We start from the raw sequence: 14,063 nt of genomic DNA on the forward strand, positions 1-14,063 counted from the left end.
GCGGGGCACCGCAGCGGCGGCAGCCGGGTCAGGCGGAGGCTGGCCGGCCGAACAGCTCGCGCAGCACGTCCTCCATCGTGACCAGGCCCGTCATCGTCCCGCCCGAGCCGAGGACCGCCGCCAGGTGCGTGCGGCTGCGCCGCATCGCGGTCAGCACGTCGTCCAGCGGGGTCTCCGCCCGCACCTGGGCGATCGGGCGCAGCGCGGAGACCGGGAACGGCTCGTCCCGCTCCGGACCGTGCGCGTCGAGGGCGTCCTTGACGTGCAGGTACCCCAGGATCCCGCCCTGCGCGTCGATCACCGGGAACCGGGAGTACCCGGACTCGGCCGACAACTGCTCCAGGCCCGTCGGGGTGATGCCTTCCCGGGCCACGACGACCCGGTCCAGCGGCATCACCACGTCGGTGACCGGCCGCCGGCCCAGTTCCAGGGCGTCGTGCAGCCGCTCGCTCGCCCGGCCGTCGATCAGCCCGGCCGCGCTGGAGTCCTTCACGATCCGCGCCAGCTCGTCGTCCGAGAAGGTCGCCGCCACCTCGTCCTTCACGTCCACCCGCAGCAGCCGCAGCAGGAGGTTGGCGAAGGCGTTGACCGCGAAGATCACCGGCTTCAGCGCCCGGGTCAGGGTGACCAGCGGCGGGCCGAGCAGCAGCGCGGTGCGCACGGGCTCGGACAGGGCGACGTTCTTCGGCAGCATCTCGCCGAAGAGCATGTGCAGGTACGTCGCCAGCGCCAGCGCGATCACGAACGAGATCGCGTGCGTCACCCCCGAGGGCACCCCCACCAGGTCGAACAGCGGGGTCAGCAGGTGTGCGATGGCCGGCTCGGCCACCACGCCCAGGACCAGGGTGCACAGGGTGATGCCCAGCTGGGCCGCGGCCATCAGCGCCGACACGTGTTCCAGGGCCCACAGCACGGCGCGCGCCCGCCGGTCGCCCTGCTCGGCGTACGGCTCGATCTGGCTGCGCCGCACCGAGATCAGCGCGAACTCGGCGCCGACGAAGAAGGCGTTGACGACCAGGGTCGCCACGCCGATCAGCAGTTGGAGCACCGTCATCGGGCTCCCTCCCCACCCTTGTCCTGCGACGGCTCGGCCGGCGCGTGCAGCAGCACCCGCGCGGCCCGCCGCCCGCTGGCGTCCACGACGTCGAGCCGCCAGCCGCCCAGCTCGATGCGGTCGCCGACGGCCGGGATCCGGCCCAGTTCGGTCGCTATCAGCCCGGCGAGCGTCTCGTACGGGCCGTCCGGCACGCGCAGTCCGATCCGCTCCAGCTGGTCGGTGCGCGCGGCGCCGTCGGCGGAGTACAGGCGGCGCCCGGCGGCGTCCGTACCGGCGGGGGCCAGGTCCGGGGTCTCGTGCGGGTCGTGCTCGTCGCGCACCTCGCCGACGACCTCCTCGACGATGTCCTCCAGGGTCACCACGCCGGCCGTGCCGCCGTACTCGTCGATGACCACGGCCATCGTCCGGCGGCCGGAGAGCAGGTCGAGCAGCCGGTCCACGGTCAGCGACTCCGGGACCAGGAGCGGTTCGCGCATCAGCTGGGAGACGGGCCGGCGGTGGCGCTCCCCCGCGGGCAGCGCGACCACGTCCTTGATGTGGACGGTGCCGACGACGGTATCGAGGCTGCCCCGGTAGACCGGGAAGCGCGACAGGCCGGTCGCGCGCGTCGCGTTCGCCACGTCCTCGGCGGTGGCCTGCGCGTCGAGGGCGGTGACCTGGACGCGCGGGGTCATGACGTTCTCGGCGGTCAGATCGGCCAGGTTCAGGGTCCGCACGAACAGCTCGGCCGTGTCCTTCTCCAGCGCGCCGGCCTTGGCGGAGTGCCGGGCGAGCGCCACCAGCTCCTGCGGGGTGCGGGCGGAGGCCAGCTCCTCGGCGGGCTCCATGCCGAACCGGCGGACCGTGTGGTTCGCCGTGCTGTTCAGATGGCTGATGAACGGCCGGAACGCGCGGCTGAAGAGCCGCTGCATGGTGGCCACCCGCTTGGCGATGGCCAAGGGGGAGGAGATCGCCCAGTTCTTGGGCACCAGCTCGCCGACGACCATCAGGACGACGGTCGACAGCACGGTGGCCAGGACCAGGGCGGTGGAGGCGGCGGCGCCGGCCGGCAGCCCGATGGCCTCGAAGGGGCCTTGGAGCAGGGCGGCGATCGACGGCTTGGAGATCATGCCGATGACCAGGCCGGTCACGGTGATGCCGAGCTGGGCGCCGGAGAGCTGGAACGTCAGGCTCCGGACTGCGGCCAGGGCGCTCTCGGCGCCCGGCTCGCCGCGCTCGGCGGCCTGTTCGAGTTCGCTGCGCTCGACGGTGGTCAGCGAGAACTCGGCCGCGACGAAGACTCCGCAGGCGAGGCAGAGCAGCAGCGCCACGAGGAGCAGAAGCGCTTCGGTCATCGGTCGGTCACCTCCGTCCCATGATCAGCCAGGAGGAGGGGTGTCGCGCGATGTCGGGTACTGGGGGGCTCGCCCATGGGCGGACGCTCACACCTTTCGTTCGGTCGGTCGACTCGTTCGGGTCGGTCGACTGCTTGCCACCATGGTAAAGGAAAGGCAAAGGGGAGGGATCATACTTTTGGCGGAGCGCACCCGGATGGTGGGATCCGGACATGAGTGATCTTCGTATCGGTCCCGCGTCGGCCGCCGACCTCGCCGCAGTGCTCGACTTCTGGAAGACCGCCGCCGAGGGAACGAGTATCAGCGACGACCTCGCCGGCGTCGAGCAGCTCCACGCCCGCGATCCGCACGCCCTGCTGCTCGCCCGGCAGGGCGGCGAGCTCGTCGGCACCGTGATCGCCGGCTTCGACGGCTGGCGCTGCCACCTGTACCGCCTCGCGGTGCACCCGGCGCACCGGCGCCGGGGCATCGGGTCGGCTCTGCTGGCCGCCGCGGAGGAACGTTTCCTCGAACTCGGCGGACGGCGCGCCGACGCGATGGTGCTCGATCGCAACCAGCAGGCGCACGGGGCGTGGGATGCGGCGGGGTACCACCCCGAGGACCACTGGACGCGCTGGGTCAAGCCCCTCGGCCTCTGAGTCCTACCCGGGCCCGCGGCGGGCCGACCCGATCACGCAGTACGAGCTCGGCAGCGCCGGCCCGCGCTCGGGGAGCCGGAAGCTGCGGTACGAGAGCGACCTGAATCCGGCGGCCCCGATCGCCGCGGCCGGGTCCCGGGAGGTGTGGCACCCACCGAACAGGCGCGGCCACACGCTCCGGTCCAGGGCGCGCTGGACGGCGGCCATGCCGGCGGCGGGTGCGCGGCCGTGCTCGAAGAAGCGGAGCTCGGCGTCGGGGCGGAGCACCCGGTGGAGCTCGGCGAGCACGCGGGGCAGGTCCCGTACGGTGCACAGCACCAGCGAGGCGACCGCGGCGTCGAACGCCTCGCTCTTGACCGGGAGAGCCTCGGCGACACCCGGCACCACGTCGACCGGGACCTCGGCGCGCAGGGCGGCGTCGGCGGCGAGCCGGCGCAGGCGCCGCTCCGGTTCCACGGCCACGACCTCGGAGACGGCGCGCGGGTAGTGCGCGAAGTTGAGGCCGTTGCCGGCGCCGATCTCGATGACCCGGCCGGACACGCCGTGCAGCAGCTCGCGGCGCAGCGGGCCGATACCGCCGCGGGTCTCGGCCGTGGTGCTGAACCGGGCGTAGAACCGGGCGAAGAGCGGGTGGTCGACGGAGTCCGGGTCGCGAGGTGAGGCGGGCATGGCGAACCTCCGGGGCGGGGTGGCGGCGGGCGCGTTCGTCCTGCCGGGCTGTTTCCCCTCCCGGCGGCCCGCAACCGCCCGTCCGCCGGTCCGTCCGCCCGTCCGCCCTCCGGCCGGCCCCCGTGCGTCGGCCGGTTGAGTACGCGTACTCAGGAGTCCGGAGCCGTGCGGTGGCGACAATCGGGTGATCACAGGAACCGGAGCCGCCCCGCCCGCCGGGGCCCACCCCAGGAAGCGGAGACCCAGTGACCTTCCGTACCACCACCGCCGGCGCCGTGCTGCTCGCCGCAGGAGTGCTCGTACTGACCGGCTGCGGCACCAAGGTCTACGGGAGCGGCGGGGCCGGGGACCCGTCCCCCGCCCCGGCCTCCGCACAGACCCCGGACCACGCCGCTCAGCAGGCGGCCGCGGTGGCCCGCCACGACGCGCTGTTCCCCGAGGTGGCCAGGGTGTGCGCGGACAAGGCCACCGCCGTCCCGTCGGCCCCGCCGGGCGACCTGCCCACGGACCCGGAGGCGCGCAAGTACGCGGAGAACCACGGGTACAAGAGCCAGTTCCCGCTCAGCCCCCAGGACCGCTGCCGCGGAGACGCGCACGCCGCGCGGATCAGGGCGGCGCTGGGCGGCGCCGACGGGAAGGGCGCACCCGGTACGGTGCAGGAGCTCAGCCGGCTCCTGAGCGGGATGGGATACAGGCCGGAGAGCGGGGACGTGTCCGGCTCCGGCCCGGGGAACCTCTCGTTCGTCCTGAGGGTTCCGGAGAGCGGACCGTGCGTGACGGGCCGCGTGAGTGTGCCGGTGCAGGTGGAGGCCCACGGGGCCTATATGGAGAGCGGCTGCCACGAGCCCCGGGGCGGGCACTGAAACACGCCGGGACGCCGACGGCCCGGCGGGCCGTGAGGCGCCGCCGGGCCGGATGCGTTCCGGGTCCGGATCAGGGCCGCCAGGTCGTCAGGAACGACTCCGGGGACCAGGTGCCCGCGAGGGCGGGGGACAGCCAGCCGGGGGCCGCCGTGCGGAAGGCCTCCGGGGAGAGGGACCCCGAGCCCTCCGGGACCGCGCCCAGCAGCGGGAGCCCCGAGGACGACGGGAGGTCCGCCAGGTTGCAGCGGCAGGCCAGGTCCGGCTCCGCCGGCCAGCTGCCGATGACCACGCCCGGGGAATCCAGCCCCCGCGCCCGGAGGGCCTCGGCCGTCAGGGTCGTTGAGTTGAGGGTGCCGAGCGCCGCCGGGGCCACCACCAGGACGGGGGCGCCGAGCAGGCGCGCCGCGTCCGCGAGGGTGTGGCCGGCTTCGTCGAAGCGGACCAGCAGGCCTCCCGCGCCCTCCACCAGGACCAGGTCGTGGGAGCGGGCGAGCCGGTCCGCAGCCTCCGCGACGGCTTCCGGCGAGACCGTGGGCAGGCCCGCCCGTCGGGCCGCCGTGTCCGGCGCCAAAGGCTCCGGATAGCGGGCCAGTTCCGCCGCCGTGACCGCCGGTCCGGCCAGCCGGACCGCCTCCGCGGCGTCACCCGGGGCGCCGGGTTCCATGCCCGTCTGGGCCGGCTTGAGGACCGCCACCGAACGGCCCGACGCGACCGCGGCGGCCGCGATCGCCGACGTGACCACCGTCTTGCCGATCTCCGTGCCCGTGCCCGAGACCATGAGCACCGTCATGTCAGCCCACCTCCGCCGCCGCGCACACCGCGCGGCAGATGCGGGCCACGTCGGCGTCGCCCGTCACGAACGGCGGCATCACGTAGACCAGGTCCCGGAACGGGCGCACCCACACGCCCTCCCGGACCGCCGCCCGGGTGGCAGCGGCCACGTCGACCTCGTGGGTCAGCTGCACCACGCCGATCGCGCCCAGGACGCGTACATCCCGGACACCCGGCAGGTCCCGTGCCGGGGCCAGGCCCTCCAGCAGCCCCGCCTCGATCCGCTTGACCTCACGCTGCCAGTCCTGGCCGAGGAGCAGGTCGATCGAGGCCAGCGCCACGGCCGTGGCGAGCGGGTTGCCCATGAACGTCGGGCCGTGCGCGAGGACCGGGACGGCGCCCCGGGAGATCCCGGCCGCCACCCGCTCCGTGCACAGCGTCGCCGCCAGCGTGAGGTAGCCGCCGGTCAGTGACTTGCCGAGGCACATCACGTCCGGGGTCATCCCCGCATGGTCCGCCGCGAACAGCGCGCCGGTGCGGCCGAAGCCCGTCGCGATCTCGTCGAGGATGAGCAGGACGTCGTACTCGTCGCACAGGTCGCGCAGCACCCGCAGGTAGCCGGGGTTGTGGAAGCGCATGCCGCCCGCGCCCTGGACCACGGGTTCCACGATCACCGCGGCCAGCTCGTCCGCGTGCGCGGAGATCAGGGAGCGCAGGTGGTCGACGTACGCGGGGTCCACGGGTGCGTCGAAGCCGCCGGGCGGGGCGTCGGCGAAGAGCTGGCGGGGGAGGATCCCCGACCAGAGGTCGTGCATGCCGCCCACGGGGTCGCAGACGCCCATCGGCGTCCAGGTGTCCCCGTGGTAGCCGCCGCGCCAGGTCATCAGCCTGGTCTTGCCGGAGCGGCCGATGGAGCGCCAGTACTGGAGGCACATCTTCACCGCGACCTCGACCGAGACCGACCCCGAGTCGGCGAGGAAGACGTGCTCCAGGCCCGGCGGGGTGATCTCGACCAGCCGGGTGGCCAGGCGGACGGCGGGCTCGTGGGTGAGCCCGCCGAACATCACATGGGACATCCGACCGAGTTGCTCGGTCACGGCCTCGTTCAGCACCGGGTGGTTGTACCCGTGGATCGCCGACCACCAGGAGGACATGCCGTCGACCAGCTCGTCCCGCCCCTGGGAGGGCTCGGCCAGCCGCAGCCGGACGCCCGAGGCGGAGGAGACGACCAGCGGATCCTGCCGCCCGGGCATCGGGCCGTAGGGGTGCCAGACGTGCTGCCGGTCCAGCGCGAGCAGTTCCGCGGCCGGCAGCGTGTGGTGCTGATCAGGCATTGGGCGCGAGGTCCGTTCCCGCGCCCCGACGACGGACGGCCACCAGGTCCGGGCGGACCTCGCCCGCCGGAGCCTGGGCCGGTGCCGCGGCCGGCTCGGGAGCCGCGGTCGGCGCGGGGACGGCCTCGTGCTCGTGGCCCGAGCAGCCGCCGCACGCCGAGCCGCAGCCCGCCTGCGCCGCCGAGGACCCGCACGGCCCGTGGGCCGCGGCGGCCGCGTCGGCGCGGTGCGCCGGGAGGGTCGTCGTACCGGCGCCCTCCACCTCGAAGCCGGCGTCCGCGATCATGTCGAGGTCGGCCTGGCCCGCCTGGCCCTCACTGGTGAGGTAATCGCCGAGGAAGATGGAGTTGGCGATGTTCAGCGCGAGCGGCTGCATCGAGCGCAGGTGCACCTCGCGGCCGCCGGCGATCCGGACCTCCACGTCGGGGCAGACGAACCGGACCATCGCGAGGATCCGCAGGCAGCGCTGCGGGGTGAGGTTCCACTCCTTGGCCAGCGGGGTGCCCTCGAAGGGGATCAGGAAGTTGACCGGCACCGAGTCCGAGTCCAGCTCGCGCAGCGAGTAGACGACGTCGACCAGGTCCTCGTCGCTCTCGCCCATGCCCGCGATGAGTCCGGAGCAGGCGGACAGGCCCGCCGCGTGCGCCTTCTGCACCGTGTCGACCCGGTCCGCGTAGGTGTGGGTCTTGGTGATCTGGCCGTACGTGGCCTCGGACGTGTTCAGGTTGTGGTTGTAGGCGTCGGCACCCGCGTCCTTCAGACGCTCCGCCTGGCCGTCCGAGAGCAGACCGAGGCACGCGCACACCTCGATGCCCTCGTTCTGCTCCTTGATCGCCTCGATCGTCTTGCCGACCCGCTCCACGTCGCGGTCCGTCGGGCCGCGCCCGCTCGCCACCAGGCACACGCGCTTCGCGCCGCCCGCGACACCGGCCGCCGCGGCCTGGGAGGCCTCGTCCGGTTTGAGCCACGTGTACTTGAGGATCTCCGCCTTCGACCCCAGACGCTGGGAGCAGTAGGAGCAGTCCTCGGGGCACAGCCCGGACTTCAGGTTGACCAGGTAGTTCAGCTTGACCCGGCGCCCGAACCACTGGCGGCGCACCTTGCCGGCCGCGGCCACCACGTCGAGCAGTTCATCGTCAGAGGTCGCCAGTACGGCGAGCGCCTCTTCGCGGGTCGGCAGCTCGCGCCGCAGCCCCTTGTCCACCAGGGTGTTCAGCAGGTCCATGACGCCGATCCTGGACCACACGAGCACTCCCGGCCAAGGAGAGATCGCACAACATGGCCGGAACGGAGTGTGTGTATCGCCACACCTGGGACTCAAGTGGCGGCCGTTAGGGTCAGGCACGTCTGTGGACAGCCGACAAATCACGAGGACGTGCCGATGAGTCTGTACAGCCCCGAGCCCGATGACGTGTTCGCCTGGATCGACGACGCGGAGCGGGCCCGTGAGCAGGCCGGACTCGTCCGGACGCTGCGCCCCCGCCCGGCCTCCTCGCCGCTGCTGGACCTGGCGAGCAACGACTACCTCGGGCTCTCCCGGCACCCCGAGACGGTACGCGGCGCACGCGAGGCCGCCGAGCGGTGGGGGGCCGGGGCCACTGGATCCCGGCTGGTGACCGGTACGACCGAGCTTCATGCGGAGCTCGAGCGGGAGCTGGCGGCCTTCTGCGGATTCGAGGCCGCGCTCGTCCTGTCCTCCGGGTACGCGGCCAACCTGGCGGCCGTCACCGCGCTCAGCGACCGGGGCACCCTCGTCGTCTCCGACGCCGGCAACCACGCCTCGATCGTCGACGGCTGCCGGCTCTCCCGCGCCGGGATCGAGGTCATCCCGCACTCCGATCCGCAGGCCGCGCGCAAGGCGCTCGCCACGCACGAGGGCAGGGCGCTGCTGGTCAGCGACTCGGTGTTCTCGGTGGACGGGGACGCCGCCCCGCTCGCCGCGTACGCGGCCGCCTGCCGGGAGGCGGGCGCCGCCCTGGTCGTGGACGACGCCCACGGGCTGGGCGTCCTGGGGGAGGGCGGCCGGGGAGCGCTGCACGCCGCCGGGCTCGCGGGTGCGCCCGGGGTGGTCGCCACCCTCACGCTCTCCAAGTCCCTGGGCAGCCAGGGCGGGGCCGTGCTCGGCCCGGCCAAGGTGATCCGGCACCTGGTCAACACGGCCCGGACCTTCATCTTCGACACCGGGCTGGCACCGGCCGCCGCCGGCGCGGCGCTGGCGGGCCTGCGCCTGCTGCGGCGGGAACCGGAGCGCGCGGAGCGGGCCCGCGAGGTGGCGGACCGGCTGTACGGGCGGCTCACCGCGTCCGGCCTGACCGCGGCCCGGCCGGACGCGGCCGTGGTGTCGGTACGGGCCCCGTCGGCTTCGGCGGCACTGCGCTGGGCCGCCGACTGCCGCGAGGCAGGTCTGTCCGTGGGCTGCTTCCGTCCGCCGTCGGTGCCGGACGGCATCTCCCGGCTGCGGCTGACCGCGCGGGCCGATCTCACGGGGGACGAGATCGACCGGGCCGTCGAGACGATCCTGGGGACCGCCCCGGCCGGAGCCACGGACCGCTAGGGCGTCACGCGAGCACGTCCGCCCGTACGGATGCGAGGAAGCCGTGCCAGGCCGGCCCGGTGAAGAGCACGGCCGGGCCGTCCGCCCGCTTGGAGTCGCGGACGGCCAGCAGGCCGCCGGCGAGGACGGCCGTTTCCACGCAATTGTTCATTCCGGTACTGCGGCTGCTCCGCCGCCACCGCGCGCTGATCAGAAGTCCGCTGGTGTAGAGGGGGGTTGCGGACACGGGGGTGCCTCCTTACGCGTCGTCAGCGAGTGAGCTGATGAGATCCGACGAGTCCTGGGGCGGGAGGGCGTGCGCCTGGATGGTGCGGAATGCGGCGCTGTACGCCTCGAGGTCTTCCTTCCGCTCCAGATAGAGGCTACTCGTCAAATGGTCGAGTACCACCACATCCAGATCGGCGATGTTCGGAAATGAGAAGATGACGAATGGTCCGGTCAGGCCGAGATGACCCCCCACGCTGAACGGCAGCACCTGCAGCCGCACTTGTGACAACCGGGACACCTGCACCAGATGCCGCAATTGCGCCGCCATCACCCCGGGCCCGCCGATCTGCCGCCGCAGCACCGCCTCGTCCAGTACGGCGCTCAGCTCCAGCGGGGGGTCGGCCCGCAGCACCGACTGCCGGGCCAGCCGTACGTCGACCAGCGCGTCGACCTTCGGCTCCGGCAGCCCGCCCAGTGCGGCCCGGGTCACCGCCCGCGCGTATTCCGGGGTCTGCAGCAGGCCGGGCACCACGGAGAGCTCGACCGTCCGGGCCGAGCGGGCGCCCGCCTCCAGGCTGATGAAGTCCCGGTACTCCTGGGGCAGCAGACCCCGGTAGTCGTGCCACCACTGGCGGCCGCGCCCCGCCTCGCCGCCCGGCCCCGGTCCGGCCGCCGAAGCCGACAGGGCTTCCAGCAGCGCCCGTTGCTCGGGGCTGACGACCTTTGCGTACACGTCCAGCAGGAGGCGGATGTCCTCCGGTTTCACGCCACTGCGGCCCGTCTCGATGCGGCTGATTTTCGACTGGTGCCATCCCGCGATCCGGGCGGCCTCACCACTGGTGAGGCCGGTCCGGTCGCGCAGCGCGCGCAGTTCCTCGCCGAGCTTGCGCCGACGCACCGCGGGACCGTGCTGCATACCCGCCTCCATTCCACCGGCACAGCTCGCACCAGTCTGCCGTCCAAATACGCTCTTCCGTAGCAGAGTTCACCGCATTGAGCGACAGATATATGCATATCTTGGGGGAACGGCAGCACCGGCGGGAGGATGGGTGGCACTCTGGCGTCCAGCACAGATCCGGGGCGGTTCCGCCCCGGTGGGAAAGGGACCGTCGTCATGGCAGACCACCAGGAAGCATCCGTCACTCTGCCGAGCGATCCGGCCTCGGTCGCCACCGCCCGCCGCTACGTCGCGGAGGTGCTCGGTGAATGGGGACTGCCCGACGAGGCCGACACCGCGGACAGCGTCCGGCTGATCGTCTCGGAGCTCGCCACCAACGCCGTGCAGCACACGTTCGGACAGTCCCCCACCTTCACCGTCGACATCCGTCTGGAGCGCGGCGAGTGGCTGCGCATCGGGGTCACCGACAGCCACCCGCGCTGGCCCCGGCGCCTGCCGGCCGCCGTCCAGCAGGACAACGGCCGGGGGATGGTCATCATCCGCTGGCTCACCGCGGAGGCGGGCGGCCGGCTCTCGGTCAGCCCCACCGAGGACGGCGGCAAGACCGTCTGGATCGCCCTTCCCTGGCCCGTCGGAGCCCCGGCGAAGAGCGTCACCGGCTGCTGAGCCGGACCGGCGGGTTCCTTCCTTCAGCCCTGCCCGCGCTCCGTGGCGCTCCGCTCTATGCACAGCTCGTTGCCCTCGGGGTCGGCGAGCACGGCCCAGCCGGAGCCGTCCGCCCGGCGCCGGTCGTCCAGCAGCTTCGCCCCGAGCCCGATCAGCCGCTCGACGGTCTCGTCCCGGGTGCCGGTGGGCGGCTGGATGTCCAGGTGGACCCGGCTCTTCGCGGACTTGGGGTCCTGCACCTGGATGAACAGCAGTCCGGGGACCCCCGGCTGCCCCGGGTCCAGGAGGATCTCCTCATCGCCCTCGACGTCGTCCGGGTGGATCGGGAAGCCGGTGACGGCGGACCAGAACGTGGCGACCTTGTACGGATCGAGGGCGTGGAAGGTGATGTGCCGGACCGGGTTGAGAAACATGCGTCTCCTCGGTGACGGATCCTGCGGCGCCGGCCGCGGGTTGAACCGGACGCCTGCACGAAACGTGGGTTAACGCGGCGGAAAAACACGGGCCTTACCGTGATGCCCCCCGTCTTCCGTCAATGATCACCCATCTGTCGGCAAAGCGGTGGTGCGAGGGACGGAAAGCCTTTCCCTTCGTTGGGCAAGACACGCTTGGCTCGGATACGCGCAGGTCAACAAAGTGTTGAAGGCCGTTAGGGTCGGCCCGGCGCGATGCCGATCTTGTCCCGGAAACTTGGTGATACGAGTGCAACTGACACCCCACGAGCGGGAACGACTGCTCATCCACGTGGCCGCCGACGTGGCCGAGAAGCGCAGGGCGCGCGGGGTCCTCCTCAACCACCCCGAGGCGGTCGCCCTGATCACGTCGCACATCCTCGAAGGCGCCCGCGACGGGCGGACCGTGGCCGAGCTCATGGCCTCCGGCCGCACCGTGCTCACGCGCGCAGAGGTGATGGAGGGGATCCCCGAGATGATCCACGACGTCCAGGTCGAGGCGACCTTCCCGGACGGCACCAAGCTCGTCACCGTCCACGACCCGATCGTCTGAGGGGGAGGAACCGCATGATCCCTGGTGAAATCGTCCACGGGGACGGCCCGGTGCGCCTCAACGAGGGCCGGCCCGTCACCCGCCTGACCGTACTCAACGCCGTCGACCGCCCCGTCCAGGTCGGCTCCCACTACCACTTCGCCGAGGCCAACCCCGGCCTCGACTTCGACCGCCGTGCGGCCCGCGGGCTGCGGCTCAACATCGCCGCCGGCACCGCCGTGCGCTTCGAGCCGGGCATCCCGGTCGCCGTGGAACTCGTACCGCTCGCCGGGCTGCGCACCGTACCCGGACTGCGCGGGGAGACCGGGGGGCCGCTCGATGGCTGAGCTCGACCGCCGCGCGTACGCCGACCTCTTCGGACCCACCGCGGGCGACCGCATCCGGCTCGCCGACACCGATCTCTTCGTCGAGATCGAGCAGGACCTCAGCGGCGGCCCCGGACGCTCCGGTGACGAGGCCGTGTTCGGCGGCGGCAAGGTGATCCGCGAGTCCATGGGCCAGGCGCGCACCACCCGGGCCGAGGGCGCTCCCGACACCGTGATCACCGGTGTCGTCGTCATCGACCACTGGGGCATCGTCAAGGCCGACGTCGGCATCCGCGACGGCCGCATCTGCGGCATCGGCAAGGCCGGAAACCCCGACACCATGGACGGGGTGGACCGGGCACTCGTGATCGGCCCCGAGACCGAGATCATCGCGGGCAACGGGAAGATCGTCACCGCGGGCGCCATCGACACCCACGTGCACTTCATCTCGCCGACCGTCATCGACGAGGCGCTGGCCTCCGGCATCACCACCCTCGTCGGCGGCGGAACCGGGCCCGCCGAGGGCAGCAAGGCCACGACGGTCACCCCCGGACCCTGGCACCTCGCCCGGATGTTCGCGGCCCTGGAGTCCTACCCGGTCAACATCGGCCTGCTGGGCAAGGGCAACACCATGTCCCGCGAGGCCATGTACTCCCAGCTGCGCGGCGGCGCCCTCGGCTTCAAGATCCACGAAGACTGGGGGGCCACCCCCGCCGTCATCGACGCCTGCCTGAGCGTCTGCGACGAGACCGGCGCGCAGGTCGCCATCCACACCGACACGCTCAACGAGGCCGGATTCGTCGGCGACACCCTCGCCGCCATCGCCGGGCGGACCATCCACTCGTACCACACCGAGGGCGCGGGCGGCGGGCACGCACCCGACATCATCACCGTGGTCTCCGAGTCCAACATCCTGCCCAGCTCCACCAACCCGACCCGGCCGCACACCGTCAACACCATCGAGGAACACCTCGACATGCTGATGGTCTGCCACCACCTCAACCCGGCGGTCCCCGAGGACCTGGCCTTCGCGGAGTCCCGGATCCGGCCCTCGACGATCGCCGCCGAGGACGTCCTGCACGACATGGGCGCCATCTCCATCATCTCCTCCGACGCCCAGGCCATGGGCCGCGTCGGCGAGGTCGTGATGCGCACCTGGCAGACCGCCCACGTCATGAAGAGGCGGCGCGGCTTCCTGCCCGGTGACGGACCCGCCGACAACCACCGCGCCCGCCGCTACGTCGCCAAGTACACGATCAACCCCGCCGTGGCGCAGGGCCTCGCCCGCGAGATCGGCTCGGTGGAGACCGGCAAGCTCGCCGACCTGGTGCTGTGGACGCCCGCGTTCTTCGGGGTCAAGCCCGAAGTGGTCATCAAGGGCGGCCAGATCGCGTACGCGCAGATGGGTGACGCCAACGCCTCCATCCCCACCCCGCAGCCGGTGCTGCCCCGCCCGATGTTCGCCAGCCACGGCCGGGCCCCCGGGCTGAACTCGGTCAACTTCACCGCGCAGGCCGCCCTCGACGACGCGCTGCCCGAACGGCTCGGTCTCGGAAAGCAGTTCGTGGCCATCGAGAGCACCCGCAAGGTCGGCAAGGCGGACATGCGCAACAACGAGGCCATGCCGAGGGTCGAGGTCGACGCCGACACCTTCACCGTCACCATCGACGGCGAGGTCGTGGAACCGGCACCCGCCGTGGAACTGCCCATGGCCCAGCGATACTTCCTGTTCTGAAAGGGATGGTTCCGATGGGCGCGACCC

General features: G+C 72.6%; 16 protein-coding genes. 7 read left to right on the top strand and 9 right to left on the bottom strand.

From position 1 onward, the window contains the following. Window positions 1-28: 28 nt before the first annotated feature. A complete protein-coding gene (locus tag ACIPK4_RS27295) occupies window positions 29-1,054 on the bottom strand; it encodes a hemolysin family protein (protein WP_402317018.1) in 1,026 nt (341 codons plus the stop codon). Further along, on the bottom strand, window positions 1,051-2,391 hold the full coding sequence (locus tag ACIPK4_RS27300; RefSeq protein WP_402317020.1) for a hemolysin family protein: 1,341 nt from the start codon (window positions 2,389-2,391) through the stop codon (window positions 1,051-1,053). The genes ACIPK4_RS27295 and ACIPK4_RS27300 overlap by 4 nt, the downstream gene beginning before the upstream one ends. Window positions 2,392-2,603: 212 nt before the next feature. Here ACIPK4_RS27300 and ACIPK4_RS27305 point away from each other — a divergent pair, with 212 nt between their 5' ends. Beyond that, complete coding sequence (locus ACIPK4_RS27305) at window positions 2,604-3,029, top strand: GNAT family N-acetyltransferase (RefSeq protein ID WP_402317022.1); 426 nt, start codon at window positions 2,604-2,606, stop codon at window positions 3,027-3,029. 3 nt (window positions 3,030-3,032) lie between these two features. Here ACIPK4_RS27305 and ACIPK4_RS27310 read toward each other — a convergent pair whose 3' ends face one another. Further along, window positions 3,033-3,698 carry a class I SAM-dependent methyltransferase gene (locus ACIPK4_RS27310; protein ID WP_402317025.1) on the bottom strand — a complete coding sequence of 222 codons (666 nt, stop codon included), beginning with the start codon at window positions 3,696-3,698 and terminating at the stop codon, window positions 3,033-3,035. Window positions 3,699-3,943: 245 nt separating this feature from the next. On the opposite strand from ACIPK4_RS27310, the gene ACIPK4_RS27315 reads away from it, so the two are divergent. Beyond that, window positions 3,944-4,561, top strand: a complete 618-nt coding sequence (locus tag ACIPK4_RS27315; RefSeq protein WP_402317028.1) for a hypothetical protein — start codon at window positions 3,944-3,946, stop codon at window positions 4,559-4,561. Between the two features lie 70 nt (window positions 4,562-4,631). Here the strand turns inward: ACIPK4_RS27315 and bioD are convergent, their stop codons facing one another. The 3 genes from bioD to bioB are packed head-to-tail and all read right to left on the bottom strand — an operon-like array spanning window position 4,632 to window position 7,891. After that, on the bottom strand, window positions 4,632-5,351 hold the full coding sequence (gene bioD / locus ACIPK4_RS27320; protein ID WP_402317030.1) for a dethiobiotin synthase: 720 nt from the start codon (window positions 5,349-5,351) through the stop codon (window positions 4,632-4,634). Between the two features lies 1 nt (window position 5,352). Next, entirely contained in the window at window positions 5,353-6,666 is a 1,314-nt protein-coding gene (locus ACIPK4_RS27325; protein ID WP_402317033.1) for an adenosylmethionine--8-amino-7-oxononanoate transaminase, read from the bottom strand. Continuing rightward, window positions 6,659-7,891, bottom strand: a complete 1,233-nt coding sequence (bioB, locus tag ACIPK4_RS27330; RefSeq protein WP_402317036.1) for a biotin synthase BioB — start codon at window positions 7,889-7,891, stop codon at window positions 6,659-6,661. The genes ACIPK4_RS27325 and bioB overlap by 8 nt, the downstream gene beginning before the upstream one ends. Window positions 7,892-8,047: 156 nt before the next feature. Between bioB and ACIPK4_RS27335 the strand changes: the two genes are divergently transcribed. Then, window positions 8,048-9,220 (top strand): 8-amino-7-oxononanoate synthase, encoded by a 1,173-nt coding sequence (locus ACIPK4_RS27335; RefSeq protein ID WP_402317039.1) that lies wholly within the window; start codon window positions 8,048-8,050, stop codon window positions 9,218-9,220. 4 nt (window positions 9,221-9,224) lie between these two features. Here ACIPK4_RS27335 and ACIPK4_RS27340 read toward each other — a convergent pair whose 3' ends face one another. Continuing rightward, window positions 9,225-9,446, bottom strand: coding sequence for a DUF397 domain-containing protein (locus tag ACIPK4_RS27340; RefSeq protein WP_402317041.1), 222 nt, complete (start codon window positions 9,444-9,446; stop codon window positions 9,225-9,227). A 12-nt stretch (window positions 9,447-9,458) separates the two neighbouring features. After that, window positions 9,459-10,343: a helix-turn-helix domain-containing protein gene (locus ACIPK4_RS27345; RefSeq protein WP_402317043.1), complete on the bottom strand. Its 885-nt coding sequence runs from the start codon at window positions 10,341-10,343 to the stop codon at window positions 9,459-9,461. A gap of 198 nt (window positions 10,344-10,541) precedes the next feature. Between ACIPK4_RS27345 and ACIPK4_RS27350 the strand changes: the two genes are divergently transcribed. Beyond that, window positions 10,542-10,991: an ATP-binding protein gene (locus tag ACIPK4_RS27350; RefSeq protein ID WP_402317046.1), complete on the top strand. Its 450-nt coding sequence runs from the start codon at window positions 10,542-10,544 to the stop codon at window positions 10,989-10,991. 23 nt (window positions 10,992-11,014) lie between these two features. On the opposite strand, the gene ACIPK4_RS27355 is transcribed toward ACIPK4_RS27350, so the two are convergent. After that, a complete protein-coding gene (locus tag ACIPK4_RS27355; RefSeq protein WP_402317048.1) occupies window positions 11,015-11,404 on the bottom strand; it encodes a VOC family protein in 390 nt (129 codons plus the stop codon). 289 nt (window positions 11,405-11,693) lie between these two features. Between ACIPK4_RS27355 and ACIPK4_RS27360 the strand changes: the two genes are divergently transcribed. The 3 genes from ACIPK4_RS27360 to ACIPK4_RS27370 are packed head-to-tail and all read left to right on the top strand — an operon-like array spanning window position 11,694 to window position 14,036. Beyond that, the gene (locus ACIPK4_RS27360) at window positions 11,694-11,996 is read left to right on the top strand and encodes an urease subunit gamma (RefSeq protein WP_376193973.1); all 303 of its coding nucleotides are present in this window, start codon (window positions 11,694-11,696) and stop codon (window positions 11,994-11,996) included. Between the two features lie 14 nt (window positions 11,997-12,010). Then, complete coding sequence (locus ACIPK4_RS27365) at window positions 12,011-12,322, top strand: urease subunit beta (protein ID WP_385185930.1); 312 nt, start codon at window positions 12,011-12,013, stop codon at window positions 12,320-12,322. Then, window positions 12,315-14,036 (top strand): urease subunit alpha, encoded by a 1,722-nt coding sequence (locus ACIPK4_RS27370; protein WP_376193971.1) that lies wholly within the window; start codon window positions 12,315-12,317, stop codon window positions 14,034-14,036. Before ACIPK4_RS27365 ends, ACIPK4_RS27370 begins: the two co-directional genes overlap by 8 nt. Window positions 14,037-14,063: the final 27 nt, after the last annotated feature.

It is taken from the genome of Streptomyces sp. NPDC086989 (assembly GCF_044745505.1).
GTDB lineage: Bacteria > Actinomycetota > Actinomycetes > Streptomycetales > Streptomycetaceae > Streptomyces.